Source organism: Pantoea sp. VS1, assembly GCF_002207995.1.
Classification (GTDB): Bacteria; Pseudomonadota; Gammaproteobacteria; order Enterobacterales; family Enterobacteriaceae; genus Pantoea; species Pantoea dispersa.
Genome location: NZ_NHZE01000018.1, coordinates 61,263 through 86,591 on the forward strand (window position 1 = coordinate 61,263; position 25,329 = coordinate 86,591).

General features: G+C 58.8%; 24 protein-coding genes, 1 tRNA gene and 1 riboswitch. Of the genes, 14 read left to right on the forward strand and 11 right to left on the reverse strand.

The features are described from left to right. The first annotated feature begins 7 nt into the window (after positions 1 to 7). Both trhP and yegS read left to right on the forward strand, forming a co-directional pair. Positions 8 to 1,378: a prephenate-dependent tRNA uridine(34) hydroxylase TrhP gene (gene trhP / locus CBW22_RS10430; protein ID WP_088516604.1), complete on the forward strand. Its 1,371-nt coding sequence runs from the start codon at positions 8 to 10 to the stop codon at positions 1,376 to 1,378. A 229-nt stretch (positions 1,379 to 1,607) separates the two neighbouring features. Continuing rightward, positions 1,608 to 2,507: a lipid kinase YegS gene (gene yegS, locus CBW22_RS10435; protein ID WP_088516605.1), complete on the forward strand. Its 900-nt coding sequence runs from the start codon at positions 1,608 to 1,610 to the stop codon at positions 2,505 to 2,507. Positions 2,508 to 2,639: 132 nt separating this feature from the next. Here the strand turns inward: yegS and CBW22_RS10440 are convergent, their stop codons facing one another. Further along, positions 2,640 to 3,761, reverse strand: coding sequence for a Gfo/Idh/MocA family protein (locus tag CBW22_RS10440; protein ID WP_058757279.1), 1,122 nt, complete (start codon positions 3,759 to 3,761; stop codon positions 2,640 to 2,642). 308 nt (positions 3,762 to 4,069) lie between these two features. Here CBW22_RS10440 and CBW22_RS10445 point away from each other — a divergent pair. Next, a tRNA-Asn gene (locus tag CBW22_RS10445) sits at positions 4,070 to 4,145 on the forward strand. Between the two features lie 55 nt (positions 4,146 to 4,200). Here the strand turns inward: CBW22_RS10445 and CBW22_RS10450 are convergent. Genes CBW22_RS10450 through CBW22_RS10460 form a run of 3 tightly spaced genes read right to left on the reverse strand, consistent with a single transcriptional unit; the run spans position 4,201 to position 6,478 of the window. Then, a complete protein-coding gene (locus CBW22_RS10450) occupies positions 4,201 to 4,974 on the reverse strand; it encodes a molybdopterin-binding protein (RefSeq protein WP_088516606.1) in 774 nt (257 codons plus the stop codon). Then, entirely contained in the window at positions 4,971 to 5,801 is an 831-nt protein-coding gene (locus CBW22_RS10455) for a cytochrome b/b6 domain-containing protein (protein WP_058769953.1), read from the reverse strand. Before CBW22_RS10455 ends, CBW22_RS10450 begins: the two co-directional genes overlap by 4 nt. A 41-nt stretch (positions 5,802 to 5,842) precedes the next feature. After that, entirely contained in the window at positions 5,843 to 6,478 is a 636-nt protein-coding gene (locus tag CBW22_RS10460) for a hypothetical protein (protein ID WP_021509304.1), read from the reverse strand. A gap of 229 nt (positions 6,479 to 6,707) precedes the next feature. Here CBW22_RS10460 and CBW22_RS10465 point away from each other — a divergent pair, with 229 nt between their 5' ends. From CBW22_RS10465 to CBW22_RS10485, 5 genes are all read left to right on the forward strand, one after another. Continuing rightward, entirely contained in the window at positions 6,708 to 7,253 is a 546-nt protein-coding gene (locus CBW22_RS10465; protein ID WP_058769951.1) for a chorismate mutase, read from the forward strand. Positions 7,254 to 7,550: 297 nt separating this feature from the next. Continuing rightward, positions 7,551 to 8,561, forward strand: coding sequence for a Zn-dependent oxidoreductase (locus CBW22_RS10470; RefSeq protein WP_088516607.1), 1,011 nt, complete (start codon positions 7,551 to 7,553; stop codon positions 8,559 to 8,561). Between the two features lie 151 nt (positions 8,562 to 8,712). Beyond that, positions 8,713 to 9,996 carry an MFS transporter gene (locus CBW22_RS10475; RefSeq protein WP_088516616.1) on the forward strand — a complete coding sequence of 428 codons (1,284 nt, stop codon included), beginning with the start codon at positions 8,713 to 8,715 and terminating at the stop codon, positions 9,994 to 9,996. A gap of 52 nt (positions 9,997 to 10,048) precedes the next feature. Then, a complete protein-coding gene (locus tag CBW22_RS10480; RefSeq protein ID WP_088516608.1) occupies positions 10,049 to 11,509 on the forward strand; it encodes a mannitol dehydrogenase family protein in 1,461 nt (486 codons plus the stop codon). A gap of 99 nt (positions 11,510 to 11,608) precedes the next feature. Beyond that, complete coding sequence (locus tag CBW22_RS10485; protein WP_088516609.1) at positions 11,609 to 12,295, forward strand: GntR family transcriptional regulator; 687 nt, start codon at positions 11,609 to 11,611, stop codon at positions 12,293 to 12,295. A gap of 203 nt (positions 12,296 to 12,498) precedes the next feature. Here the strand turns inward: CBW22_RS10485 and fbaB are convergent, their stop codons facing one another. From fbaB to thiM, 3 genes are all read right to left on the reverse strand, one after another. Next, the gene (gene fbaB, locus CBW22_RS10490; RefSeq protein WP_058757271.1) at positions 12,499 to 13,551 is read right to left on the reverse strand and encodes a class I fructose-bisphosphate aldolase; all 1,053 of its coding nucleotides are present in this window, start codon (positions 13,549 to 13,551) and stop codon (positions 12,499 to 12,501) included. A 146-nt stretch (positions 13,552 to 13,697) separates the two neighbouring features. Continuing rightward, the gene (gene thiD, locus CBW22_RS10495) at positions 13,698 to 14,498 is read right to left on the reverse strand and encodes a bifunctional hydroxymethylpyrimidine kinase/phosphomethylpyrimidine kinase (protein ID WP_059012819.1); all 801 of its coding nucleotides are present in this window, start codon (positions 14,496 to 14,498) and stop codon (positions 13,698 to 13,700) included. Further along, positions 14,495 to 15,280: a hydroxyethylthiazole kinase gene (thiM, locus tag CBW22_RS10500; RefSeq protein WP_059012818.1), complete on the reverse strand. Its 786-nt coding sequence runs from the start codon at positions 15,278 to 15,280 to the stop codon at positions 14,495 to 14,497. The genes thiD and thiM overlap by 4 nt, the downstream gene beginning before the upstream one ends. 33 nt (positions 15,281 to 15,313) lie before the next feature. Continuing rightward, positions 15,314 to 15,410, reverse strand: a riboswitch (TPP riboswitch). Positions 15,411 to 15,755: 345 nt separating this feature from the next. Between thiM and CBW22_RS10505 the strand changes: the two genes are divergently transcribed. Next, positions 15,756 to 15,953 carry a hypothetical protein gene (locus tag CBW22_RS10505; RefSeq protein ID WP_021509295.1) on the forward strand — a complete coding sequence of 66 codons (198 nt, stop codon included), beginning with the start codon at positions 15,756 to 15,758 and terminating at the stop codon, positions 15,951 to 15,953. A 52-nt stretch (positions 15,954 to 16,005) separates the two neighbouring features. Here CBW22_RS10505 and ahpF read toward each other — a convergent pair whose 3' ends face one another. Then, positions 16,006 to 17,574, reverse strand: coding sequence for an alkyl hydroperoxide reductase subunit F (gene ahpF, locus CBW22_RS10510; RefSeq protein WP_058769944.1), 1,569 nt, complete (start codon positions 17,572 to 17,574; stop codon positions 16,006 to 16,008). A gap of 70 nt (positions 17,575 to 17,644) precedes the next feature. Continuing rightward, the gene (gene ahpC / locus CBW22_RS10515) at positions 17,645 to 18,208 is read right to left on the reverse strand and encodes an alkyl hydroperoxide reductase subunit C (RefSeq protein WP_010617942.1); all 564 of its coding nucleotides are present in this window, start codon (positions 18,206 to 18,208) and stop codon (positions 17,645 to 17,647) included. A gap of 290 nt (positions 18,209 to 18,498) precedes the next feature. Between ahpC and CBW22_RS10520 the strand changes: the two genes are divergently transcribed. Next, positions 18,499 to 18,942, forward strand: coding sequence for a GNAT family N-acetyltransferase (locus CBW22_RS10520; RefSeq protein ID WP_058757267.1), 444 nt, complete (start codon positions 18,499 to 18,501; stop codon positions 18,940 to 18,942). A 3-nt stretch (positions 18,943 to 18,945) separates the two neighbouring features. Here CBW22_RS10520 and apbC read toward each other — a convergent pair whose 3' ends face one another. After that, complete coding sequence (gene apbC, locus CBW22_RS10525) at positions 18,946 to 20,058, reverse strand: iron-sulfur cluster carrier protein ApbC (RefSeq protein ID WP_058757266.1); 1,113 nt, start codon at positions 20,056 to 20,058, stop codon at positions 18,946 to 18,948. Positions 20,059 to 20,220: 162 nt separating this feature from the next. On the opposite strand from apbC, the gene metG reads away from it, so the two are divergent. Further along, positions 20,221 to 22,254, forward strand: a complete 2,034-nt coding sequence (gene metG, locus CBW22_RS10530) for a methionine--tRNA ligase (RefSeq protein WP_088516610.1) — start codon at positions 20,221 to 20,223, stop codon at positions 22,252 to 22,254. Positions 22,255 to 22,595: 341 nt separating this feature from the next. Here the strand turns inward: metG and CBW22_RS10535 are convergent, their stop codons facing one another. After that, on the reverse strand, positions 22,596 to 22,943 hold the full coding sequence (locus tag CBW22_RS10535; protein WP_088516611.1) for an endonuclease domain-containing protein: 348 nt from the start codon (positions 22,941 to 22,943) through the stop codon (positions 22,596 to 22,598). Between the two features lie 151 nt (positions 22,944 to 23,094). Between CBW22_RS10535 and CBW22_RS10540 the strand changes: the two genes are divergently transcribed. From CBW22_RS10540 to cdd, 3 genes are all read left to right on the forward strand, one after another. Continuing rightward, positions 23,095 to 23,478: a CidA/LrgA family protein gene (locus CBW22_RS10540; RefSeq protein ID WP_021509289.1), complete on the forward strand. Its 384-nt coding sequence runs from the start codon at positions 23,095 to 23,097 to the stop codon at positions 23,476 to 23,478. Continuing rightward, on the forward strand, positions 23,471 to 24,163 hold the full coding sequence (locus CBW22_RS10545; protein ID WP_021509288.1) for a CidB/LrgB family autolysis modulator: 693 nt from the start codon (positions 23,471 to 23,473) through the stop codon (positions 24,161 to 24,163). The genes CBW22_RS10540 and CBW22_RS10545 overlap by 8 nt, the downstream gene beginning before the upstream one ends. 124 nt (positions 24,164 to 24,287) lie before the next feature. After that, positions 24,288 to 25,184 carry a cytidine deaminase gene (gene cdd, locus CBW22_RS10550; RefSeq protein ID WP_088516612.1) on the forward strand — a complete coding sequence of 299 codons (897 nt, stop codon included), beginning with the start codon at positions 24,288 to 24,290 and terminating at the stop codon, positions 25,182 to 25,184. Positions 25,185 to 25,329: the final 145 nt, after the last annotated feature.

Genomic DNA, 25,329 nt, shown 5'->3' on the forward strand with positions numbered 1-25,329 from the left:
ACTCCCCATGCTTAAACCCGAACTGCTTTCGCCGGCAGGCACGCTGAAAAATATGCGTTACGCCTTTGCCTACGGCGCCGACGCGGTGTATGCCGGCCAGCCGCGCTACAGCCTGCGCGTGCGCAACAACGAATTCACCCATGAAAACCTCGCTAAAGGCATCAGCGAGGCGCACGCGCTCGGCAAGAAGTTTTACGTGGTGGTAAACATTGCCCCGCACAACGCCAAGCTGAAAACCTTTATCCGCGATCTGACGCCGGTCATCGAAATGCAGCCGGATGCGCTGATCATGTCCGATCCCGGCCTGATCATGCTGGTGCGTGAAGCCTTCCCGCAGATGCCGATTCACCTGTCGGTGCAGGCTAACGCGGTGAACTGGGCCACGGTGAAGTTCTGGCAGCAGATGGGGCTGACGCGCGTGATTCTGTCGCGCGAGCTGTCGCTGGAGGAGATCGCCGAAATTCGCCAGCAGGTGCCGGAGATGGAGATTGAAATCTTTGTTCACGGCGCGCTGTGCATGGCCTACTCCGGCCGCTGCCTGCTCTCTGGCTATCTGAATAAGCGCGATCCCAATCAGGGCACCTGTACCAACGCCTGCCGCTGGGAATATAACGTGGCCGAAGGCCAGCAGGATGAAGTCGGCAACATTGTTGGCTTTCATCAGCCGGTTGCGGTGCAGCCCGCGACGCTCGGCGTCGGTCAGCCTACCGACCGGGTATTCCTGCTGGAAGAGAAGATGAAGCCAGGCGAGGTGATGAGCGCGTTCGAAGATGAGCACGGCACCTACATCATGAACTCGAAAGATCTGCGCGCGGTGGCGCACGTCGAACGCCTGAGCCAGATGGGCGTGCATTCGCTGAAAATTGAGGGCCGCACCAAATCGTTCTACTACTGCGCGCGCACCGCGCAGGTGTACCGCCGCGCAATCGACGATGCGGCCGCCGGCAAACCTTTCGATCCGGCACTGCTGGAGACGCTGGAAGGGCTGGCGCACCGCGGCTATACCGAAGGTTTTTTGCGTCGCCACACCCATGACAGCTATCAAAACTACGAGCAGGGTTTTTCCATTTCGGAGCGTCAGCAGTTTGTTGGTGAATTTACCGGTGAGCGGCGCGGTACATGGGCGCAGGTGGCGGTGAAGAACAAGTTCATGCTGGGCGATAGCGTGGAGATCATGACGCCGGACGGCAATCTCAACTGCACGCTGCAGGCGATGCAGAATGACAAGGGTGCCGCGGTTGAGGTGGCTCCGGGAGATGGTCATCGCGTCTGGATCAGCGTGCCGGAGGGGGTAGAACTGGCCTATGCGCTGCTGCTGCGCAATTTTACCGACGGTAACAGCACTTACGATCCGCACGGTAAAAATCGCACTAAATGAAAAGAAAACGGCGAAGTTAGAACAGGATCACAGACCGCCGCTTCGCCGCGCTTTAGAATCGCGCCTGCTGCTAACGAGTAACAACAAACAGCAGGTAGTACCAGGAACCACCTCATTCACCCGCCCGGCTCCCCCGTGCGGGTTTTCTTTTTTTCATCGTTCGCCGATAAAGTTCCCGCCGCAGCTATGCTATAACCACAGCTCTGTCTTACTCATCAGGGAAGCGATAATGCAAAATAAACCCCTCACTTTGCTGATTCTGAATGGAAAAGGCGCAGGCAATGAAGAGTTGCGTGCCGCCGTGAATACCCTGCGCGACGAAGGCTTTAACCTGGCGGTGCGCGTGACCTGGGAAAAAGGCGACGGTGACCGCTACGTGCAGGAAGCGCTGCAGCTGCAGGCGGAAACCGTGGTGGCTGGCGGCGGCGATGGCACCATCAATGAGATTGCCACCGCGCTGGCCGCCCTGCTGCCAGCGCAGCGGCCGGTGCTGGGGATTTTACCGCTTGGCACTGCCAACGATTTTGCTACCAGCGCCGGTATCCCGGCAGAAATGGAAGCGGCACTGCGGCTGGCGGTACTGGGCAAAGCCACGGCCATCGATCTGGCGCGGGTGAACGGCGACCGTTACTTCATCAACATGGCGACCGGCGGTTTTGGTACGCGCATCACGACGGAAACGCCGGAGAAACTGAAATCGGCGCTGGGCGGCGTCTCCTATTTTATTCATGGCCTGATGCGCGTTGATGCGCTGAAGCCGGACAGCTGCGAAATCAGCGGACCGGGCTTTCACTGGCAGGGTGACGCGCTGGTGATTGGCATTGGCAATGGCCGCCAGGCCGGTGGCGGACAGCGGTTATGTCCGGAAGCGCTGATCAACGACGGACAGCTCAATCTCAGCATCGTAACCGCCCAGGAGCTGCTGCCAACGCTGCTGCACTCGCTGACGCGCGACGACGAAAACCCGAACATTGTTGCGGCACAGCTGACGTCACTGACCATCCGTTCACCGCATGAGATGACCTTTAACCTCGACGGCGAGCCGCTGTCCGGCAGCGAGTTTGTGATTGAGGTGCAGCCCGGCGCGTTGAGCTGCCGCCTGCCGCCGCAGTGTGCGTTGCTGGCGTAATCTTTGGAAAATTGCTGCATTATCCCGGTGCGCATAAATGCGCACCCTGTGAGGCTCGCCATCCCTGCACGCACCGTGTAGGGTCGCCATTCATGGCGAGCGGTTACGTGCGTCTGCGGCTGACGCTCTGCATCACACCTTCATCCAGCGGCGCTCCACGGCGGAAATCGCCACCGCTTCCAGCACCTTCTGCACCTGCAGCCCTTCGGCAAAATCCGGCCACATGCGATCGCCGGCGGCGATGCCGTTGATCAGATCGCGAATCTCGACCGTTTTCTGATCGTTAAAACCGATGCCGTGGCCGGCCGAGACGCAGAAGCTGGCGTAATCCGGGTGCGCCGGACCGGTGAGAATGGTTTTAAAGCCCTGGCGGCCGGCCGGATCGTCGTGCAGATACAGTTCCAGCTCAGCCATGCGCTCCTGCGTGTAGCGCAGCGTGCCTTTGGTGCCGGTCACCACATAAGTCAGCCCCATCTTGCTGCCGCAGGCGATACGCGAGGTTTCAATCACGCCGTGCGCGCCATTTTTAAAGCGCAGCAGCGCGCTGGCCTGATCTTCATTTTCCACCGGCAGCAGACGTGACGGCGCCTTCGGATCTGGTCGCTGTTTGATCACCGTCATCATGTCACCGCTCACCTCATCAATATCACCGACCAGATAGTGCGCCATGTTGACGATATGCGCCGCCAGATCGCCAAGCGCGCCGAGACCGGCCAGCGCTTTCTGGCAGTGCCAGTCGAGCGGCGTCTCCGCGCGCGCCAGATAATCTTCGTTATGGGTGCCGTAAAAGTGCACCACCTCGCCGATCTCACCGCGCGCGATAATCTCCCGCGCCAGCTGGCTGGTGGGGTTTTTCATGTAGTTGAAGCCCACCAGGGTTTTCACCCCCGCCTGCTCTGCCGCCTGCACCATCTCTTCGGCATCGGCCACCGAGAGCGACAGTGGCTTTTCGGAGTAGACGTGCTTGCCGTGGCGAATCGCCTCCAGCGCCATCTCTTTGTGCAGGAAATTGGGCGCGCAGATATCGACGACGTCGATGTGCGGATCGCGCACCAGCTCGCGCCAGTCGCCCGTCGAACGGGCAAAGCCAAACGTCGCCGCCTGCTGCGCCGCCAGCGCCGGATTCACCTCTGCCAGCATCTCGCGCACAATCTCACCCTTCAGGGCGAACACCGTGGGTGCCTGCGCGTAGGCAATCGCGTGACAACGCCCAATATATCCACTGCCAATCATACCGATTCTGACTTTGTTCATGCTGCACCTGCGGTTCACGGGGATGAGTTTCCCGGAATATATGTTTCGTTTTGGGTGGCGACAACGGCGAAATGAAATATCTGTGATCATACATGCGAGGTATCTGACAGAAGCGACAAATCAGAATGTAATTTTGCATAGCATTGGTGACATCTCTCACAATCAGGCGCAGTGCTGGCGCTAATTCGCGCCATCGCGCGGGCCCGCGTCGGGCAATTGACGCTTTATTCAGCAGTCAGAAAAAATTGTGAAAAAGAGCTTTGACAAGCCACAGCCTGCCCGATAATATGCGCCCCGTTCCAAACGATTCCTCTGTAGTTCAGTCGGTAGAACGGCGGACTGTTAATCCGTATGTCACTGGTTCGAGTCCAGTCAGAGGAGCCAAATTTAGAAAAGCCTGCTTTTAGAGCAGGCTTTTTGCTTTTCTGCGTTCTGCCGGTTAGATACCGCCATACCACTCATAGCCGCGATCTTCCCAGTAGCCGCCGCGTCCGCCCCACAGCTGGGCAAACGAATCCACCACTTTAATTTCCATCAGATACTTGGCGTGCTTGTAACCGAGCTGGCGCTCGACCCTGAGACGCAGCGGCGCACCGTGCGCGACCTGCAGCGGCTGATCGTTCATACGGTAGGCCAGCAGCGTTTGCGGATGCCACGCATCCTGCAGATCGATACTTTCGTAGTAGCGCCCGCTGCCGTCCAGCGTCTGCTCCAGCTCGTCGGCACACAGGAACACTACGTAGCGGGCACCTGGCCGCAGGCGCGCCGCATCCAGCACCAGTCCGAGCGGTACGCCCTGCCATTTGCCAATCGCGCTCCAGCCCTCCACGCAGTCGTGACGGGTGATTTGCGTGCGGCTGGGAAACCGCTGCAGATCGCTGAGCGATAAACTCAGCGGCTGTTGCACCAGCCCGGTGACGCGCAGCCGCCAGTCGGCAAACCCGTTCGCCAGCAAACGCGCATATTCGTCGGAGTCAGGCATTTGCGTGCCGTTGGCGCGGAACAGCGGCGAAATATCGGCCTCGCTGAACTCCGGTGCCAGCCGCTGGCCGCCCAGCAGGCGCTGGCTGGCACGCGTCAGCCGCTCGGTCTGATTGAGCCAGCCGCTGACCGTGTCGTTTTGCGTCAGTTGATCGCAACCGCTCAGCAGCGCCGCGCCGGCGCCGGACAGCGCGCCTAGCAACAGGCGGCGACGCGACAGCTCGATTTTCATGATGGGGTATCCTCTTTGTCGATTGCGTAACGGCCGGTGATCATCGAACGCAGGTTATTGAACACGCCTGACACCAGCACCATCACTACATGCACCAGCACAAACAGCACCAGCAGCGTGGCGGTGACAAAGTGCACCGTGCGCGCCGTCGGACGGCCGCCAAACAGATCGGGTAAAAACGGCAGTGCCGCATCCAGCGCTGGCGACAGGGTTAATCCACTGAGCAGCATCAGCGGCAGCAGTATGAAGATCACCAGCAGATAGCTGAGTTTCTGCAGCGCGTTATAGCGCCGCGCCGCTTCACCGCGGGCGAAGCGCAGCCGGGCGTGGTCGCAAATCTCCTGCCACAAATGACGGGCGCCCAACTGCTGACGGTCGGGCAGCAGATCGCGGCGAAAGTGCCGGTGCCAGAAACCGTGCAGCAGATAAATCACGCCGTTGAACAGCAGCAGCCAGGCAAAAAAGAAGTGCCAGTGGCGACCGGCTCCCAAATCCTGCCACGACGGCAGCGTCAGCCAGCCGGGGAACGCGCGCGCCGTCAGCGTGCCCTCCAGCTTCGAGACACCGAGCACGCCGGTGGTATTCAGTTGCAGCGAGCCGAGCCGGACAAATCCCTGCTGCTGACGATTGCCGATTTCAAACACCGGCTGCTCATGGTCCGCACCATACAGGCCGACATACAGACGTGGATGCGCATTAAAGATTTGCAGTCCGCTCATCAGCAGTACGGCAAAACACAGGGCGTTGACCCAGTGCGTCACGCGCACCAGCAGCGAGTGACGACGGATTAGCGTTTTACTGCGGGAAGGTGAAGGCTGTTGCATCATCAAGCCCCTTACCAGCCAGGCGAGGCCTGGCTGGAGCCGGATTACATCGGCGGCACTACGCCGTTTTTGCCGACAATGATATTGCCTGCGGTGAGCTTACCGTCGGCGCCCTTCTCGGCAGGAACAAACACCGTGGTGCCGGGTTTCAGGTCATCCGGGGTGGCCGCCGCCAGCGTCACCACCGGCGTACCAGCCGGAATGGCAATTTTTTTCTGATGGCCGTGATAGCTCACCGTCACTTCGCTGTTGTCCACCGAGGTGACGCTATTGGCGACTGTGGCGTTGGTCATTGAGCTGCCCGGCTTCAGATCCCAGCTGAAGTTGCCCTCGCCTGCGCCTTTCAGCTGCGCCGGGAAAATCAGCACTTCGAGCGCGCCATCTCCGCCGCCCGCTTTCGGCAGCGAGGCTATGCCCACGTAATCGCCCTTTTTAATGTCGCTGATGCTGGCCTTCGCCACCGCAGACACCATCGCGCCTGGCTTCATGGCCACGCTGACCTCCGATCCTTCGCGTGACTTGATAGTGAGCTGCTGCCCGTTTACCGATTCAACAACGCCACGTACCTGCACTTTTTGCCCTGCCATCTCTGCCGCCATCGCTGGCGACAGCGTGGCGCCGGCCAGCAGTGAACCGGCAATCAGCAGTGAAAGGCGTTTGTGATGTGATAAGACCGTCATGGTGTGTTCCTTTTGATGATAAGCGCTGCTCAGCGGCAGCCCTGTGCCAGAAATCATTCAACCCAAAGCGCAATAACATTGCGGCAAAAGGCGCTGGAAAACAAACCTACTAGTTGGTAGATTAAAAAACAAGATAATTTTTCACCCTGTACTTTGTCATGTCATTATTTTGTCTTAGCCTGAGCCTCGCGCAGATCCAGCGCCTGGGTTGAACATTGGGAGCATCAGTATGGAAATGCAGTTACGATCGGCCACGTTAGCGCTGCTGATTTGCAGCTGTTCCGCCGCCGCGGCAGAACTCAGCAGTCCTTCGCCGGGCCAGCTTATTAACACGCGTTTGTCTTACATGAAGGATGTGGCGGGTTATAAAGCGCAGCATCATCAGCCGATTGAAGATTTGGGTCAGGAGCGCAAGGTGCTGGACAAAGCCCTGGCGGAAGCGCGTCAGCTGGGTCTCGACGATGCCACGGTGCAGCCGTTTATTCAGGCACAGATGGATGTGGCAAAAGCGGTGCAGTATCGCTATCGCGCCGACTGGCTGGCAACGCCGGAGCCGCACTGGCAGCCGCGTCCGCTGGATGAGGTGCGCAAAAGCATTGGTCATTACAGCGACGCGATTCTGACGCAGCTTGCCGCGCAGTTGAAACAGGGCGCGACGCTGCAGGCACCACAGAAGGCCGAATTTATGCGCGACATTCAGCAGCGTAATGTGTCACCGCAGGATAAAGAGTTATTGTGGCGCACGCTCAGCGCGGTGACGCTACGGCAGCCGTGATGTTACGCGGCGAGCGTGCCGTCGATCGCAGCAGGCCTGTCATTTTGCTGCGTTTCTCCCGGTTGCCATAAATGGCGAGCCTGCAAACTGGCTAATGACCTTACAGGGTGCGCAGTGATGCGAACCGCAACGCCATTCTGAAACTTCTCTTTGCAACTACTCCATCCGCTCTGTGATTGCGTTCACAACTCTGCAACAGCAACTTGTATGGTAGTATTATTGCGCGTATTTTTTCGTCATTACTGTCGCGTTATTACTGGTGTGTCGCGCCTTCAGGCCACCAGCCAGGAGTGAATGATGAAAAGTGTGGTGATTGAACAACCGGGCAAACTGCTGCTGGCCGAGCGCGCGCTGCCGCAGCCCGCCGCTGATGAAGTACGGGTAAAAGTGAAATTTGCCAGCATCTGTGGCTCTGATGTGCACATCTGGCACGGTCACAATCCATTTGCCCGCTATCCGCGCGTGATCGGCCATGAGTTCTTTGGCGTGATTGACGCGGTCGGACAGGACGTTGATGCCCGCCGGCTGGGCGAGCGCGTGGCGGTCGATCCGGTGGTGAGCTGCGGCCACTGCTATCCCTGCTCCGTTGGCCGTCCTAATGTCTGTCAGTCACTGCAGGTGATTGGCGTCCACCGCGACGGCGGCTTCAGCGAGTATGCGGTGGCACCCGCCAAAAATGCCCATCGCCTGCCGGCGAGCATTCCCGACCAACTCGCCAGCCTGGTTGAGCCCTTCACCATTGCCGCGAATATCACGGCGTTCCTCAAACCGCAGCCACAGGATGTGGCGCTGATTTACGGTGCCGGTCCGATGGGGCTGACCGCCATTCAGGTGCTGAAAGGCGTGTACGGCGTACAGCAGGTGCTGGTGGTCGACCGCCTGCCGGAGCGGCTGGCGCTGGCGCAGCAAAACGGTGCCGATCGCCTGTATAACAACAGCGAGATCCCGCTGGCGGCGCAGCTGGAAGGCATTCAGCCGACGCTGATTATCGACGCCGCCTGCCATCCGGCGATCCTCGCCGAAGCGGCTGCGCTGGCCTCGCCGGCGGCGCGCATTGGCCTGCTCGGGTTTTCTGCTGAACCGTGCAGCCTGACGCAGCAGGCGTTGACCAGCAAAGAGCTGTCGCTGTTTACCTCGCGCCTGAACAGCAACCGCTTCCCGCAGGTGATTGCGTGGCTGGAACAGGGACTGATCCAGCCAGAGAAACTGGTTACCCACTATTTCCCGCTGGCGCAGATCGAGCGCGCCATGACGCTGTTTGAACAAGACCCGCGCACCTGCTGCAAAGTGATCCTGCAAATGGATTGAATGATGCGCCACACCAGATGTCCCTGATGCCGGTGCGTACCCGCCGGCCACAACAATAATCCCCTGCATAAATCAGGCGCAGCGCCGCGGTCATCAAGGTCATCTCCCCGTGATGCTGCAGCCTGAAGAAGAACAGGGAAACGGAGTTTCTATGCTGAAGAATCTACGCTGGACCCTCGTACTGCTGCTGTTCCTGGTGTATATGATCAACTACCTCGATCGTATTGCCCTGTCGCTCACCGTGCCGCTGGTGGAAAAAGATCTGATGATCAATGCCGAGCAGTTCGGCCTGATCTTCGGCAGCTTCTTCTTCGGCTACGCGCTGTTCAACTTTATTGGCGGTTTAGCCACCGATAAATTCGGCCCGACGATTGTGCTCGGCACCGCCGTCGGCATGTGGTCGCTGTTCTGCGGCATGACCGCGCTGGCGACCGGTTTCTGGTCGATGATGATTCTGCGCGTGCTGTTCGGCATGGCGGAAGGTCCGATTTGCGCCTCGGCCAACAAAGCCATCAACGGCTGGTTCCCGAAAAAGCAGGCTGCCACCGCCATGGGCCTGCTGAGCGCCGGCTCTCCGCTCGGCGGCGCGGTCGCCGGGCCGATTGTCGGCTACCTGGCGCTCTCCTTCGGCTGGCGTCCGGCGTTTGTGGTGATCTGCCTGATTGGTCTGGTGTGGATGGGGCTGTGGTTCTTCTTCGCCGCCGATAATCCGGCGCGCAGTAAGCGCGTCTCGGCGCAGGAGCGCGCGCTGGTAGAGAAACTGAAAGCGGAAGAGCCGGCAGATATCATCGACGCGGACGGCAAAGCGCACGGCATGGGCTACTATCTGCGTCAGCCGATTATCCTCGTTACCGCGTTCGCCTTCTTCTGCTACAACTACATTCTGTTCTTCTTCCTGAGCTGGTTCCCGGCCTATCTGGTGCAGGCGCACGGGCTGGATATCAAGGCCATGAGCATCACTACCATGATCCCGTGGATTGTCGGCTTCGTTGGCCTGGCGCTGGGCGGCTGGATTTCCGATAAAATCTTTAATATCACCGGTAAGCTGCTGCTATCGCGCAAGATTGTGTTAGTAGTGTCGCTGCTGGCGGCAGCGATATGTGTGGCGCTGGCGGGCACCATCAAAGAGGTGAATTCGGCGGTGATCATGATGTCGGTCTCCATCTTCTTCCTCTACATCACCGGTGCCATTTACTGGGCGATTATTCAGGATGTGGTGCACAAGAGCCGCGTCGGCAGCATCAGCGGCTTTATCCACCTGATTGGCAGCCTGTCCGGCATTATCGGCCCGATCGTTACCGGCTTCATCGTGCAGCACACCGGCAAATTTGACAGCGCCTTTGTGCTGGCGGGTGTGGTGGCGGCCCTTGGCGCGCTGCTGGTGCTGTTTGTAATTCGCAGCCCGAAAGCCAGCGACAAACCGGTTTCCGTTTAATCGAATGACTCTGCCGGGGCGCCGCGCGCCCCGTTTGCCACAAGGATTATGCATGTTACAACCCGATCGCCTTCCCGCTGACGTACAGCGCCCCCGTTACGACCGCAGCCAGCTGAAAACCCGCATGGTGCATATCGGTTTTGGTGCCTTTCACCGCGCGCATCAGGCGCTGGCCACTGACCAACTGGCGCAGCACGGCAGCGACTGGGGCTACTGCGAAGTGAATCTCAACAGTGGCGCGCTGATCGCCGCTCTGCGCCAGCAGGATTTGCTGTACAGCGTGACCGAAATGGCCGACGACAGCCTGCACACGCGCATTGTTGGCGTAATTACCCAGGCGCTGCACGCGAAAAGTGACGGTATTGAGGCGGTGATTGAAGCGATGAGCCAGCCGGAAATCGCCATCGTGTCGATGACGGTCACGGAAAAAGGCTACTGTTCGCTGCCGTCGAGCGGCCAGCTCGACCTGACGCATCCGGACATCATGCACGATGTGGCGAATCCTAACGCGCCGCGCTCGCTGCCCGGCGTGATCCTGGCGGCGATTGAACGCCGTCGCCAGCGCGATCTGCCGCCGTTCAGCGTGATGTCGTGTGACAACATGCCGGAGAACGGCCACGTTACGCGCAATGTGATAATCCAGCTGGCGCAGCGTCGCAGCCCGGCGCTGGCGGATTACATTCAGACCCACCTCACCTTTCCCTCAACCATGGTGGATCGCATCGTACCGGCGATGACCGATGAGGCTTTCGCGACGCTGGAAGCGCGGCTGGGCAGTCGCGATCCGGTGGCGGTGGAGGCCGAAACTTTTTTCCAGTGGGTAATTGAAGATAACTTCGTCAGCGGCCGCCCGGCGTGGGAACAGGCCGGTGCGGAGCTGGTGCGTGATGTGCTGCCGTACGAAGAGATGAAGCTGCGCATGCTCAACGGCAGCCACTCGTTCCTGGCTTATCTCGGCTATCTGGCCGGGTATCAGCACATCAGCGATTGCATGGCCGATGCCAATTTTCGTCAGGCTGCGCGCGCGCTGATGCTGCAGGATCAGGCACCCACGCTGCGCACGCAGGATGTCGATTTGGTCGCCTATGCCGACTCGCTGATCGCCCGTTACGAAAACCGGGCGATTAAACATCGCACTTATCAAATCGCCACCGACGGCACGCAGAAGCTGCCACAGCGCCTGCTGGATAGCGTGCGCTGGCATCTGCGTAACGGGACGGCCTGTGATTATCTGCTGCTGGGCGTAGCAAGCTGGATGCGCTATATCAGCGGCGTCGATGAGCAGGGCGCGGCGATTGAGGTTCGCGATCCGCTCAGCGCGCAGCTGGCCAGCATTGTTGCCAATAGCGAGGATGGCCCGCAGCGCGTTGAAGCCTTACTGCGCCTGCAGGCGGTGTTCGGCGACGACTTACGTTATCACACGGTGTTTGTTACGCGGCTTACTGAGCTGTATCAGCAGCTGCGGCTTACCGGTGCACGCGCCACAGTGCAGGCGCTGGTCACAGAAGGCTAAGCCGCCTGCACAAATGTGTAGCGCAGACGCAGCGTGCTGATTAGACTGACGCTTTCTCATCGGGCTGGCGGCGGCCAGCCGTAATACGGATATTGCTGCATGTCGATTGCCTATACCATAACCACCAGCGAACCGGTAAATCAGCAGATTTATCGCTATCTGCGGAAGGATATCGTGACCTGCGTGATCCATCCGGGCTCGTTGCTGTCGGAGAAAGAAGTGTCGGCGCGCTTCAACGTGTCGCGGCAACCGGTGCGGGAAGCCTTTATCAAACTGGCGGAAGCCGGCCTGGTGCAGGTCCTGCCGCAGCGCGGCACCTTCGTGCGCAAAATCTCCGCCCAGCGCGTGGCCGATGGCCGTTTCATCCGTGAAGCGGTGGAGATCGCCGTGGTTCGCCGCGCCGCGCTGGAGATCGCTGCCACCGGACTGATGGCGCTGGAACACAATCTGCAGCTGCAGCGACTGGCAGCGGAACGCCACGACAGCCAGGCGTTTCTGGCGCTCGATGATGAGTTTCACCGGTTGATTGCCGAAGGCATTGACTGCCTGCTGGCGTGGGAGACGGTGGAGAACATTAAAGCGACGATGGACCGCGTGCGCTTTCTGACGCTGAGCGAAGTGTCACCGCCGGAGAGCCTGATTCAGCAGCACGAAGAGATTTTTGCCGCGCTGAAAGCGAAGGATGCCGATGCGGCGGAGAAGGCGATGCGGCGACACCTGCAGGAGATGATTCTGACCATCACGCCGATTGCCGAGCGCAACAGCGAATGGTTTGAAGGGCCGTAGTGCTGTGGGGTGAGCTTGCGGTGGGGTGTGATGCGGTGCGGTTTGATGCCCTCACCCCGGCCCTCTCCCACCGGGAGAGGGAGCTGTTCCAGCTAGTCTTCAATAATTAACTCTGAAAAACCGCACATTTCTGTCCCCTCTCCCGCCTGCGGGAGAGGGTTAGGGTGAGGGTAAGGGTGAGGGGAAAAACGCACCTCACACCATCAGGCAATCGTCACATCCTTCGCCAGATACACATCCTGCACTGCATTAATCAGCGCCACGCCCTCTTTCAGCGACTTCTTAAACGCCTTGCGCCCGAGAATCAGCCCCATGCCGCCGGCGCGTTTATTGATTACCGCCGTACGCACCGACTCCGCCACATCGGTCGCACCGGCTGAAGCACCGCCGGAGTTAATCAGCCCGGCGCGGCCCATATAGCAGTTGGCCAGCTGGTAGCGCACCAGATCGATCGGATTCTCACTGGTCAGCTTGCTGTACACGCGCTCATCGGTGTGGCCAAACTTCACCGCGTTATAACCGCCGTTATTCTCCGCCATTTTCTGCTTCACAATGTCGGCACCAATGGTGGCCGCCAGATGGTTAGCCTGACCGGTTAAATCGGCGCTGGCGTGATAATCCACCCCATCCTTCTTGAAATCGTTGTTGCGCAGATAGGCCCACAGCACCGTCACCATGCCCAGCTCGTGCGCGCGCTCGAAGGCCGCTGCAATTTCCTCGATCTGCCGGCGCGACTGCTCAGAACCAAAATAAATGGTGGCGCCGACCGCAACCGCGCCCATGTTGAATGCCTGCTCGACGCTGGCGTACAGCGTCTGGTCATACTGCGTGGGATAGCTCAGGGTTTCGTTATGGTTCAGCTTGACCATAAACGGAATGCGGTGCGCGTAGCGACGTGACACGGAGGCCAGCACGCCATAGGTCGACGCCACACAGTTACAGCCGGCTTCAATCGCCAGCTCGACGATATTCTTCGGGTCGAAATAGGCCGGATTGGCGGCGAACGAGGCGCCAGCAGAGTGTTCCACGCCCTGATCCACCGGCAGAATCGACAGATAGCCGGTACCCGCCAGACGGCCGGTGTTGTAGAGCGTCTGCATATTGCGCAGTACCGCAGGAGAACGATTGTTATCAATCATCACGCGATCGACATAATCCGCGCCCGGCAAATAAAGGCTGTCCGCTGGAATGGTCATGCAGCGATGTTGAAGAAGCGTATCCGCCTCTTTACCCAATAACTGTACGATGTCCGTCATGTTCGCTCCTGATAAATGGCTGGAAAAGAACCGGCACCTGCCGATTCGCCCCCACAGCCTGGACCGAAACGCACCAGGCTGGCAAATTGCTGACTCCATTTTTCAGACGGATACGCAGTGAAAAAACGGCAATCTGGCGTTACGCCCTACCACCACTGATGAAAATGATGCACCGGCCCAATGCCGTGGCCGACCTCCAGCGAATCGGCGTGCAGTAGCGCCTGCTGCAGCCAGGCCTTGGCCTCCGCTACGGTGCCCGCCCAGTCCGCATGGCGCGGTCGCAATGCCGCCAGCGCCGCCGACAGCGTACAGCCAGTGCCGTGCGTATGACGGGTGTTAACCCGCGGCGCGGTAAAGCGCTGGCGGCCGGCACGGGTGATCAGCCAGTCCGGGCTTTCCGCATCGCTGAGATGACCGCCCTTCATCAGCACCGCTTCGCAGCCCAGTTCCAGCAGCGCATCGCCCTGCTGCAGCATACTCGCCTCGTCCTGCGCCATGCGGCAACCCAGCAGCGCCGCGGCTTCCGGCAGGTTGGGTGTGATCAGCGATACCTGCGGCAGCAGCCGTTCACGAATGCTGGCTACCGCATCGGGCGACAGCAGCGCATCGCCGCTTTTGGCAATCATCACCGTATCCAGCACCACAAACGGCAGGCTGGCGCGTTTCAGCTTCTCTGCCACCACCTCAACAATCGCCGTCTCCGCCAGCATACCGATTTTCGCAGCGTCAATGCGCACGTCGTCCAGCACCGAGTCGAGTTGCGCCGCGACAAATGCCGGTTCGATGCGATACACCGACTGCACGCCGCGGGTGTTCTGTGCCACCAGCGCGGTAATCACGCTGGTGCCGTACGCGCCGAGCGCGGAAAAGGCTTTCAGATCGGCCTGGATACCTGCGCCGCCGCTGGGATCGGTGCCGGCAATAGTCAGGGCATTAATGCGTTTCATGCCGCCACCTCCAGCGTCCAGAGCGCATCGAGAAAAGCGGCGACGAAGCTGCCGGGCCCTGCCACGCTGCGCGCGGCCTGCTCTCCCGCCAGTGACATTACGCGGCAGGCCGCTGCCACGTGCTGGATGCGCTCGCCCGGCAGGCTGCTGCACGCCGCGACGACGGCGGATAGCGCACAACCGGTGCCGACCACGCGCGTCATCAGCGGGCTGCCGCCGGGAATTGCCAGCGTCTGGCGGCCATCGGTGACGTAATCGACTTCGCCGGTTACCGCAACGATAGTCGTGCAGCGTTGCGCCAGCTGCTGCGCGGCGTTCAGTGCAGCATCGGCCTGATGCACGCTATCCACACCGCGTCCGCCCGTGGCCTGGTGGGCTAAGGCGAGAATCTCTGAAGCGTTACCGCGAATGGCCGCCGGTCGCAGGCTCAGCAGCTGCTGACAGAATTCCGTACGCAGGGTTAGCGCGCCTACCGCCACCGGATCGAGTGTCCACGGCGTACCGGCCTGGTTAGCGGCCTGTACCGCCGCCAGCATCGCATCACGACGCTCGCGGGTTAAGGTACCGACGTTGATCAGCAGCGCATCGGCGAAACCGGCAAACTGCGCCGCTTCATCGCCATCAATCACCATCGCGGGCGAAGCCTGCAGTGCCAGCAGCACGTTGGCGGTAAAAGTTTGCACCACGTCGTTGGTCATACAGTGCACCAGCGGTGCCTGCTGCCGCAGCAGTTGCAGAGAGTGCGCGAGTTGCGCCGGGGAAAGAGGGTCAGGCTGTGTCATAAGGCTCCCAACCGGCAATCAGGAAGGCGAATGCGGTCAGGCATCTGACTTCCCTACGCTGGCATTATCCAGATCAGGTATTACGGGTATTTCTCAGCCTTCACAAAGAAGGGCACCCCGAGTCATGCATGTCCGTGTCAGACGTGCCTTCACAGCATAAAGGGTCAGCTTAAAGTTGTAAATCCTGCGGCGGGTGCGCTTTTTTTGCCGGACAACGATGAGCAAAAATACGTGCGCCATCAATTTTCATGATTTTTTGATCATCAGGAAAATATAAACAAATCGACGGAGATCAATTTTCCCAAAAGCCCTAAAATTCATCAGGATAGTTAATTTAATCTGCCGGGGCAGTAGGCGGGAAATAAACAGAAGAAAGCGCGCAACTTGATTAATATCAAACCGGCCGGCGGCATAACGCGGCCTAATTCCCTTCCGGATTTGAAGACCGCTGTTTCACCTTCACCCGGAATCGCTAATGACTTTATTCAGTTTTCTTCCGCACGCGCATCACTGGCACAATATCACCATTTCCCGTCAAGGCGCCGTTGCCCCCGGCGGCCGTTACCGGTACTCCACGTACCTCGAAGCCGAATGCAAACGCTGCGGCGAGCGCATCCATAAAATTTATTATCGCGATATCAGCGATGAACAGGCACGTCGCTGGCTGGGATAAAAAAAAGCCCCGCAACATAGGTTGCAGGGCGCTTGCGTGGCTATCGCAAAACTTATTCAGCCGGTTTGGTGCGGATCAGGTAATCAAACGCGCTCAGTGACGCTTTGGCCCCTTCCCCGCTGGCAATGATGATCTGCTTGTACGGCACCGTGGTGCAGTCGCCGGCGGCAAATACGCCTTTCAGGCTGGTTTCGCCTTTGGCGTCGATCAGGATCTCGCCCATGCGGTTGCGCTCTACCGCGCCTTCCAGCCAGTTGGTGTTAGGCAGCAGACCAATCTGGACGAAGATACCGCTCAGCGCCAGTTCGTGGCTGGTCTGGTTATTGCGGTCGATGTAGGTCAGACCGGTAACTTTACTGCCGTCGCCTTTTACTTCGGTGGTCTGCGCGTTGAGGATCACATCGACATTTTTCAGGCTGCGCAGTTTATCCTGCAGCACTTTATCGGCGCGCATTTCGCTGGCGAACTCCAGCAGCGTAACGTGCTCGACAATACCGGCCAGGTCGATGGCCGCTTCAACGCCGGAGTTACCGCCGCCGATCACCGCCGTGCGTTTGCCTTTAAACAGCGGGCCGTCACAGTGCGGGCAGTAGGTTACACCTTTGGTGCGATACTGCTCTTCGCCCGGAACGCCCATGTTGCGCCAGCGTGCGCCGGTAGCAATGATGATGCTGCGTGATTTCAGCACTGCGCCGGAAGCGGTTTCGATGGCGTGCAGGCCGCCCTCTTTCGCTGCCGGAATCAGCTTGATGGCGCTCTGGGTATCAATCACGTCAACGTCATAGTCATCAACGTGCGCACGCAGAGAACCGGCGAGCTTGGCCCCTTCGGTTTTCGGCACGGAGATGTAGTTTTCAATGTCAACGGTATCCAGCACCTGGCCGCCAAAGCGCTCGCCCATCAGGCCGGTACGGATGCCTTTACGCGCCGAGTAGATGGCCGCCGCAGCGCCCGCTGGGCCGCTGCCGACGATCAGCACTTCATAGGCGTCACGCTTGTTCAGCTCTTCAGCCGCACGCTTATCCGCGTTGGTGTCTACCTTACCGACGATTTCTGCCAGGCTCATGCGACCCTGACCGAACTCTTTACCGTTGAGGTAAACCGCCGGCACGCCCATGACGTTGCGTTCGGTGATCTCGTTCTGGAACATGCCACCGTCGATGGCGGTATGACGGATGCGCGGGTTGAGCACCGCCATCAGGTTCAGCGCCTGTACCACGTCAGGACAGTTGTGGCATGACAGAGAGTAATAGGTTTCGAAATGCAGGTCGCTGTCCAGCGCAACAACCTGATCCAGCAGGCTTTGTGCCTCTTTCGACGGATGTCCACCGGTCTGCAGCAGAGCCAGCACCAGTGAAGTAAATTCGTGGCCCATTGGCGAACCGGCAAAGCGCGGACCGCTGTGGCTGCCTGGGTTAGTAATCAGGAATGATGGCTTACGTACCGGTTGATCGTTCTCTTCACGGAAGCTGACTTTATCAGACAGACTCGCGATATCGGTCAGCAGAGTACGGATCTCTGCGGATTTTGCGCCATCGTCCAGTGTGGCAATCAACTCAACCGGTTTCGTTAGTTTCTCAAGGTAGGCCTTGAGCTGGGTTTTTAAATTGGTGTCGAGCATAGTGAGTTCCTGTGAAGAAAATCGGGTGCCGCAGCACCCGATGGAAGAAAGATCAAAGGGCTTAGGTGACTTAGATTTTGCCAACCAGGTCCAGTGATGGAGCCAGCGTTGCGTCGCCTTCTTTCCATTTAGCCGGGCAAACTTCACCTGGGTGAGAAGCCACATACTGAGCCGCTTTTACTTTACGCAGCAGGTCAGACGCGTCACGGCCGATGCCTTCTGCAGTGATTTCGATGGCCTGGATGATGCCTTCCGGGTCAACGATGAAGGTACCGCGGTCAGCCAGACCTTCTGCTTCACGCATGATTTCGAAGTTACGGGTCAGAGCACCGGTCGGGTCGCCGATCATCGCGTACTGGATTTTCGCGATGGTGTCTGAAGAACCGTGCCAGGCTTTGTGGGTAAAGTGCGTGTCAGTTGAAACGGAGTAGATGTCTACGCCCAGTTTCTGGAACTCTTCGTAGTGGTCTGCCACGTCACCCAGTTCAGTCGGGCATACAAAGGTGAAGTCAGCCGGGTAGAAGAAGAAAACACTCCATTTACCTTCAACGTCTTTCTCGGTTACGTCGATGAATTCGCCGTTTTTGAATGCAGCGTTTTTGAACGGTTTGATTTTGGTATTGATGATAGACATGGGTGACCTCCGTTAAAAAGATGTGATGCAGGCTACATAATTTTCGGGCCAACTTCTAATATGCAGACGTTATCAATCAGATAATCAAAAGCTATCAAAGTGCCGACGCCAGATTTGATGCGGCTTGCCGCGGCATTCTACACAGAAAAGCCGCAGAGTTAACAGACTTCATCTTTGCGCGCGGCAACTGCTATTTTTTTATAAACATTCAATCATCTTTGCTGCACGATTCAACTGCGTGCGCAACGCCGCTAAAAAACGTGCCCGCTTACTCGTCATGGAGTCTGGAAGTGAAAATTCGTCTTTTTGAAGAAGCCGACCGCCCTTTTCTACGCACGCTGTATCTCGCGGCGCGCCGTCATAACTGGACATGGCTGGCCGGCGACGACTGGCAGCTGGAAGATTTCGACGCGATTATCCCCGGTGAAACGGTACTGGTAGCGGAGATCGACGGCCACCGTGCAGGCTTTGCCGGCGTGATGGATAACGATAATTTTTTGCACAGTTTGTATGTCGATCCGGCCTTTCAGGGCCAGGGCGTCGGCAGTGCGCTACTGAACGCGGTGCAGCAGCGTTTTACCTCCACCGGCGCGCTGAAATGTCTGCTACAGAACGAAGCGGCGCTGCAGTTTTATCAGCAGCACGGCTGGCAGCGCGAAGCGCTGGGAGAGAGCGAACAGGGCCAGTACGTGTTGATGCACCTGCCGCTGGCGTCGCGCACCAGCGGCAGCTAAGACTTAAACCGCGCGGAAGGCGATGTCGCCCGGAATCACTTCACCCTGCCAGTAAAGCTGGGCGGCAACCCGGCCCGCAAGTTCACGATACAGCGCGGTGAATTCACTCTCCGGACGGCGAATCACGGTCGGTTCACCGTCGTCGAGATCTTCGCGCAGATTAATGTGCAGCGGTAGCTGAGCCAGCAGGCGGGTGTGATAATCCTCAGCCAGCTTCTGCGCACCGCCGGTACCAAAGATTGGCTCGTGATGGCCGCATTCGCTGCAGATGTGCATACTCATATTTTCCACCACGCCCAGCACCGGCACGCTGACTTTTTCGAACATCACCATGCCCTTGCGTGCATCAATCAGCGCAATGTCCTGCGGCGTGGTCACCACCAGCGCGCCGGTAACCGGCACGTTCTGCGCCAGCGTCAGCTGAATGTCACCGGTGCCCGGCGGCATATCCAGAATCAGGTAATCGAGATCCGGCCACAGCGTTTCGTTCAGCAGCTGCATCAGCGCCTTGCTGGCCATCGGTCCGCGCCACACCATGGCGTTATCGTCGGTGACCAGATAGCCGATAGAGTTAGTTGCCAGACCGTGCGCCATGATCGGTGCCATGTGCGTGCCATCCGGCGAGGTGGGACGCTGCTTTTCGGTGCCGAGCATGTCCGGGATCGACGGACCGTAAATATCCGCATCAAGAATACCGACGCGCGCGCCTTCGGCCGCCAGCGCCAGCGCCATATTCACGGCGGTGCTGGATTTGCCCACGCCACCTTTACCGGAGCTAACGGCGACGATGTTTTTCACGCCGTTGACGCCCGGCTGATTTTTCACGCGTTTCAGGGTGGCAATGTCATGACGCAGCCGCCAGTCGATGGCGCGCGTGTTGGTCAGGCGCAGCAGTTCTGCACTGGTCTGGGCTTTCAGCGCTTCAAATGCGCTGGCCCAGGCAAATGGCATCACCAGTTCAATGTGCAGCTTGTCGTCGAGCAGCGCCACGTGACGCAGCGCTTTGAGGGTAGTCAGATTGTGTTGCAGCGTCGGATGCTCAAACTCGCTCAGCACGCCGATAACCACGGCGCGCAACGCTTCAGGTGAATGATGGTCCCGGGATTGTGCGGTCATCCCAACTCCTTATTTAGTCATGACGCCAGACGATGGCGGTGTGCCATCAATCATATCAGATAGGCGCTAAAAGTGACGTGGCCGAGCTGCTGTGTTTACGCCAGAGGGTGCTTCGGTTAACATCTAAGCCCGATTTTTTATTCACGGAATGCTACGCAAATTATGACTCAAGTCGCTAAAAAACTACTGGTAACGTGCGCCCTGCCGTACGCAAACGGCTCTATCCACTTAGGTCACATGCTTGAACACATTCAGGCTGACGTGTGGGTCCGTTACCAGCGAATGCGTGGCAATCAGGTGTTCTTCATCTGTGCGGACGACGCCCACGGCACGCCGATCATGCTGAAAGCCCAGCAGCTGGGTATCGCGCCGGAGCAGATGATTGCGGAAATGAAGCAGGAGCATGAGACCGATTTCGCAGGTTTCAACATCAGCTATGACAATTATCACTCCACGCACGGCGACGAAAACCGCCAGCTGTCTGAGCTGATTTACACGCGCCTGAAAGAGAACGGTTTCATTAAAAACCGCACCATTTCGCAGCTGTACGATCCGGAAAAAGGCATGTTCCTGCCTGACCGCTTCGTCAAAGGCACCTGTCCGAAATGTAAATCGCCCGATCAGTACGGCGATAACTGCGAAGTGTGCGGCGCGACCTACAGCCCGACCGAGCTGATTGAGCCGAAATCGGTGGTGTCAGGTGCGACGCCGGTGATGCGCGATTCTGAACACTTCTTCTTCGATCTGCCGTCCTTCAGCGCGATGCTGCAGGCGTGGACGCGCTCCGGCGCGCTGCAGGAGCAGGTGGCAAACAAGATGCAGGAGTGGTTTGAAGCCGGTCTGCAACAGTGGGATATCTCCCGCGATGCGCCGTACTTCGGCTTCGAAATCCCTGGTGCTCCGGGCAAATACTTCTACGTCTGGCTGGATGCGCCCATCGGCTACATTGGGTCGTTCAAGAACCTGTGCGACAAACGCGGCGACATCGATTTCGACGAGTTCTGGAAGAAAGATTCCAGCACCGAGCTGTATCACTTCATCGGCAAAGACATCGTCTATTTCCATAGCCTGTTCTGGCCAGCGATGCTGGAAGGCAGCAATTTCCGCAAGCCGACCAACCTGTTTGTGCATGGTTATGTCACGGTGAACGGCGCGAAGATGTCGAAATCGCGCGGCACCTTCATCAAAGCCAGCACCTGGCTGCAGCACCTCGATGCCGACAGCCTGCGCTACTATTACGCGGCCAAGCTCTCTTCGCGCATCGACGATATTGACCTTAATCTGGAAGATTTCGTTCAGCGCGTGAACGCTGACATCGTTAATAAAGTGGTGAACCTCGCTTCGCGCAACGCCGGCTTTATCACCAAACGCTTTAACGGCCAGCTGGCAAGCGAACTGGCGGATCCGGCGCTGTATCAGACCTTTGTTGATGCGTCAGAGAAGATTGGTGAAGCCTGGGACAGCCGCGAGTACAACCGTGCGATCCGCGAGATCATGGCGCTGGCCGACCTGGCCAACCGCTACGTTGACGAGCAGGCACCGTGGGTGGTGGCGAAACAGGAAGGCCGCGATGCCGACCTGCAGGCGATTTGCTCCATGGGCATCAACCTGTTCCGCGTGCTGATGACCTGGCTGAAGCCGGTGCTGCCGTCGCTGAGCGAGCGCACAGAAGCCTTCCTGCAAAGCGAACTGAGCTGGGATGGCATTGCGCAGCCGCTGCTCAACCACAGCGTAGCGCCGTTTAAAGCGCTGTATGGTCGTATTGAGATGGCAAAAGTGGAGGCGCTGATTGCGGCTTCGAAAGAGGACGCAGCGGCGGCGAACCAGCCGGCGGCAAGCGGTCCGCTGGCCGATGCACCGATTGGCGAGACCATCACCATTGATGACTTCGCCAAAGTCGACATGCGCGTAGCGCTGATCGAGCAGGCTGAGCTGGTAGAAGGTTCCGATAAGCTACTGCGTCTGCAGCTGGATCTGGGTGGCGAGAAGCGCCAGATTTTCTCTGGCATTCGCGCCGCTTATCCGGATCCGTCGGTGCTGGTGGGCAAGATGACCATCATCGTCGCTAACCTGGCGCCGCGCAAAATGCGTTTCGGCGTGTCCGAAGGCATGGTGCTGTCTGCCGGCCCTGGCGGCAAAGATCTGTTTGTGCTGTCAGTGGATAGCGGTGCCCAGCCGGGTATGCCGGTGAAGTAAGGGGTGGTGCGCGCTGGCCCTCACCCTAACCCTCTCCCGCTTACGGGAGAGGGAACTGCTGAGTGCGGGGTTTGGGTTCAGAGCCATGCCTGCACATAGCAAAACCCCGCACAAGACTACCTCCTCTCCCGCCTGCGGGAGAGGGAACCGCTGAGTGCGGGGTTTGGGTATAGAGCCAGGCCTGCACCTCGTTCGCTTGTCTCATTCTCCCGCATTGAAAGGGCCGAACAGCGCACGTTGTTACCCATGTATCAAACCTGCACATAGCAAAACACCGCATAAGACTACCCCCTCTCCCGCCTGCGGGAGAGGGCTGGGGTGAGGGGAAAACCGCACCGCGCTCATCGCGCCAGCATCAGACAGCGATAAATCTCCGCCATCACCGCCTCAAACTCATTAAACACCTGATGATTCCAGAAGCGAATTACGCGCCAGCCGCAGCGCTGTAAATACGCCGTGCGCCGGGCATCGTAAGCCTGATCTTCAGGCGCATTGTGCTGTCCACCATCCAGTTCCACGATCAGCGATCGCTCAACGCAGGCAAAATCAACGATATACCCTCCAACAGGATGCTGGCGGCGAAACTTCGCGCCACACACATTTCTGTTGCGTAAATAGCGCCATAGTTTTTGCTCCGCTTGCGGCATCGCCTTTCGCAGCGCGCGCTGCGGTTGCACGGTGTGGTTCATCGCTGCTCCTTCGCTCTGGCCACCAGCTTACGCCGCTTTGCTCAGCTTCAAAGCAAAGGTGTTGAAATCCTGAATCTGCATTCCAGTGTGATCGCTAGCACGCTAAGCGCTTAATGCGTATGATGAAGCGCCACGAAAACAGGAGCCTGACATGCCCACCGTGCTATCTGCCTGCTGGCGCTATCTGCGCGCCTTTGCCATCGTTTATGCCGCGCTGTATGCCGGCAACGGCCTTGCCGCCCTGCTGCCATTTACCATTCCCGGCAGCATCCTTGGCATGCTGTTGCTGTTTGCCCTGCTGGCGCTGCAGATTATCCCGGTAACGTGGGTAAAACCCGGCTGTCAGCTGTTGATCCGCTACATGGCGCTGCTGTTTGTGCCGATCAGCGTTGGCGTGATGGGCTACACCGATATCCTCAGCGCACAGTTTGGCCCGATTGTCGTCTCCTGCATGGTCAGCACCCTGCTGGTGTTGCTGATTGTCGGCCTGAGCGCCGAGCGCCTGCAGCGTCCGAAGGAGTCTGGCCATGAGTGACGCCTGGTGGTCACTGCCGCTTACCGTGGTGGCGTATCTGCTGGCACGCCGTCTGGCAGCCAGAATCAACCTCTCCATCGTCAACCCGCTGCTGGTAGCCATGGCGATCATTATTCCACTGCTGCTGCTGACGCACCTGCCCTACGCGCGCTATTTCGCCGGCAGCGCGCTGCTTAATCAGCTGCTGCAGCCCGCCGTGGTGGCGCTGGCGCTGCCGCTGTATGAGCAGATGCACCAGATTCGCGCGCGCTGGAAAACCATCATCAGCGTCTGTTTTATCGGCAGCATTACCGCCATGGTGTCCGGCACGGCGATCGCGCTGTGGATGGGGGCGACGCCGGAAATCGCAGCCACCATCCTGCCGAAGTCAGTGACCACGCCCATCGCCATGGCAGTATCGGGCTCGCTACACGGTATTCCGGCCATCAGCGCCATTTGCGTGTTGATTGCTGGCGTGTTGGGCGCGGTGTTTGGTCACATGCTGCTGAATCTGTTTAAAGTGCGCAGCAAGTCATCACGCGGGCTGGCGATTGGCAACGCGTCACACGCGCTCGGCACCGCACGCGCCGCAGAGATTGACTATCAGGAAGGCGCCTTCAGCTCACTGGCGCTGGTAATCTGCGGCATCATTACCTCGTTACTGGCGCCCTTCATTTTTCCTTTGCTGATGCGCTTGCTGGGGTAAAACTTGCGAGAGATCTCGCAAAGTTGAAACAAGCCAATCAGCTTGCATTGTCATAGCGACATGGATCACATATAAACCTTGAGGCGGCGCTTCGCCGCTGACGAGTTAATGAGGCCATAACATCATGCATGCACGATTCACTTCCGCTTTCTCTGCCCTGCCCGCTGCGCTGCAGAGCGCGCTTCAGCCGCTGCTGGACGCCGCTGATTTTCACGGCGTGCTGCGACCGCAGGAGGTGACTCAGCTGCAACAGGCAACCGGTCTGGATGATGATGCGCTGGCACTCGCACTGCTGCCGATTGCCGCCTGTTGTGCCGTGGCACCGGTTTCGCACTTTAACGTGGGCGCTATTGCGCGCGGCATCAGTGGCCACTGGTACTTCGGTGCCAACATGGAGTTTTTACATGCGCCGCTGCAGCAAACGGTCCACGCCGAGCAGAGCGCAGTCACGCATGCCTGGCTGCGGGGCGAAGCGCAGCTGGCGACCATTACCGTCAACTACACGCCGTGCGGGCACTGCCGCCAGTTTATGAATGAACTCAATAGCGGTACGGCGATTCGCATCAGCCTGCCGGGCCGCGCGGTCAGCACGCTGGCCGACTATTTACCGGACGCCTTTGGCCCGGCCGATCTCAATATCAGCGAACGGCTGCTGACCCCCGTCGACCACGGTTTCCTGCCGCAGGGCGATGCGCTGCAGCAGGCCGCGATTGATGCCGCCAGCCACAGCCATGCACCCTACAGCCAGAGTTATAGCGGCGTGGCGTTGCAGAGCCGCAGCGGCCAGATTTACCCCGGGCGCTATGCCGAAAATGCCGCTTTCAACCCGAGCCTGCCGCCATTACAGGCCGCGCTGATTCTGATGAATATGCACAACGAAGCGCTGGAGGAGATTCAGCAGGCGGTGCTGGCAGAAAGCGCCGACGCCACGCTGAGCCAGTTTGATGCCACGCGCACCACCCTCGCCGCGCTCGGCTGCAGCAATTTCTCAGTTACTTTAGTTTCGAAACCAACAGTTTAGTGATCCTTTTACCGCTTTTGTGACCTTCTATTAACAAAAGCTGTACATCTGCAGGAATTTTCATAGGATCGGGCGCCAGAACTTCACAATAAACGGGTCTGGCGTTACCTTCTTGCTGGCGACACGTCAGAAAACACTGCAACCG

Excerpts from the sequence above, each read along its gene's own strand:
- trhP (WP_088516604.1), top strand. The coding sequence starts at position 8 with ATGCTTAAACCCGAACTGCTTTCGCCGGCAGGCACGCTGAAAAATATG.
- yegS (WP_088516605.1), top strand. The coding sequence starts at position 1,608 with ATGCAAAATAAACCCCTCACTTTGCTGATTCTGAATGGAAAAGGCGCA.
- CBW22_RS10440 (WP_058757279.1), bottom strand. The coding sequence starts at position 3,761 with ATGAACAAAGTCAGAATCGGTATGATTGGCAGTGGATATATTGGGCGT.
- CBW22_RS10450 (WP_088516606.1), bottom strand. The coding sequence starts at position 4,974 with ATGAAAATCGAGCTGTCGCGTCGCCGCCTGTTGCTAGGCGCGCTGTCC.
- CBW22_RS10455 (WP_058769953.1), bottom strand. The coding sequence starts at position 5,801 with ATGATGCAACAGCCTTCACCTTCCCGCAGTAAAACGCTAATCCGTCGT.
- CBW22_RS10460 (WP_021509304.1), bottom strand. The coding sequence starts at position 6,478 with ATGACGGTCTTATCACATCACAAACGCCTTTCACTGCTGATTGCCGGT.
- CBW22_RS10465 (WP_058769951.1), top strand. The coding sequence starts at position 6,708 with ATGGAAATGCAGTTACGATCGGCCACGTTAGCGCTGCTGATTTGCAGC.
- CBW22_RS10470 (WP_088516607.1), top strand. The coding sequence starts at position 7,551 with ATGAAAAGTGTGGTGATTGAACAACCGGGCAAACTGCTGCTGGCCGAG.
- CBW22_RS10475 (WP_088516616.1), top strand. The coding sequence starts at position 8,713 with ATGCTGAAGAATCTACGCTGGACCCTCGTACTGCTGCTGTTCCTGGTG.
- CBW22_RS10480 (WP_088516608.1), top strand. The coding sequence starts at position 10,049 with ATGTTACAACCCGATCGCCTTCCCGCTGACGTACAGCGCCCCCGTTAC.
- CBW22_RS10485 (WP_088516609.1), top strand. The coding sequence starts at position 11,609 with ATGTCGATTGCCTATACCATAACCACCAGCGAACCGGTAAATCAGCAG.
- fbaB (WP_058757271.1), bottom strand. The coding sequence starts at position 13,551 with ATGACGGACATCGTACAGTTATTGGGTAAAGAGGCGGATACGCTTCTT.
- thiD (WP_059012819.1), bottom strand. The coding sequence starts at position 14,498 with ATGAAACGCATTAATGCCCTGACTATTGCCGGCACCGATCCCAGCGGC.
- thiM (WP_059012818.1), bottom strand. The coding sequence starts at position 15,280 with ATGACACAGCCTGACCCTCTTTCCCCGGCGCAACTCGCGCACTCTCTG.
- CBW22_RS10505 (WP_021509295.1), top strand. The coding sequence starts at position 15,756 with ATGACTTTATTCAGTTTTCTTCCGCACGCGCATCACTGGCACAATATC.
- ahpF (WP_058769944.1), bottom strand. The coding sequence starts at position 17,574 with ATGCTCGACACCAATTTAAAAACCCAGCTCAAGGCCTACCTTGAGAAA.
- ahpC (WP_010617942.1), bottom strand. The coding sequence starts at position 18,208 with ATGTCTATCATCAATACCAAAATCAAACCGTTCAAAAACGCTGCATTC.
- apbC (WP_058757266.1), bottom strand. The coding sequence starts at position 20,058 with ATGACCGCACAATCCCGGGACCATCATTCACCTGAAGCGTTGCGCGCC.
- metG (WP_088516610.1), top strand. The coding sequence starts at position 20,221 with ATGACTCAAGTCGCTAAAAAACTACTGGTAACGTGCGCCCTGCCGTAC.
- CBW22_RS10535 (WP_088516611.1), bottom strand. The coding sequence starts at position 22,943 with ATGAACCACACCGTGCAACCGCAGCGCGCGCTGCGAAAGGCGATGCCG.
- CBW22_RS10540 (WP_021509289.1), top strand. The coding sequence starts at position 23,095 with ATGCCCACCGTGCTATCTGCCTGCTGGCGCTATCTGCGCGCCTTTGCC.
- CBW22_RS10545 (WP_021509288.1), top strand. The coding sequence starts at position 23,471 with ATGAGTGACGCCTGGTGGTCACTGCCGCTTACCGTGGTGGCGTATCTG.
- cdd (WP_088516612.1), top strand. The coding sequence starts at position 24,288 with ATGCATGCACGATTCACTTCCGCTTTCTCTGCCCTGCCCGCTGCGCTG.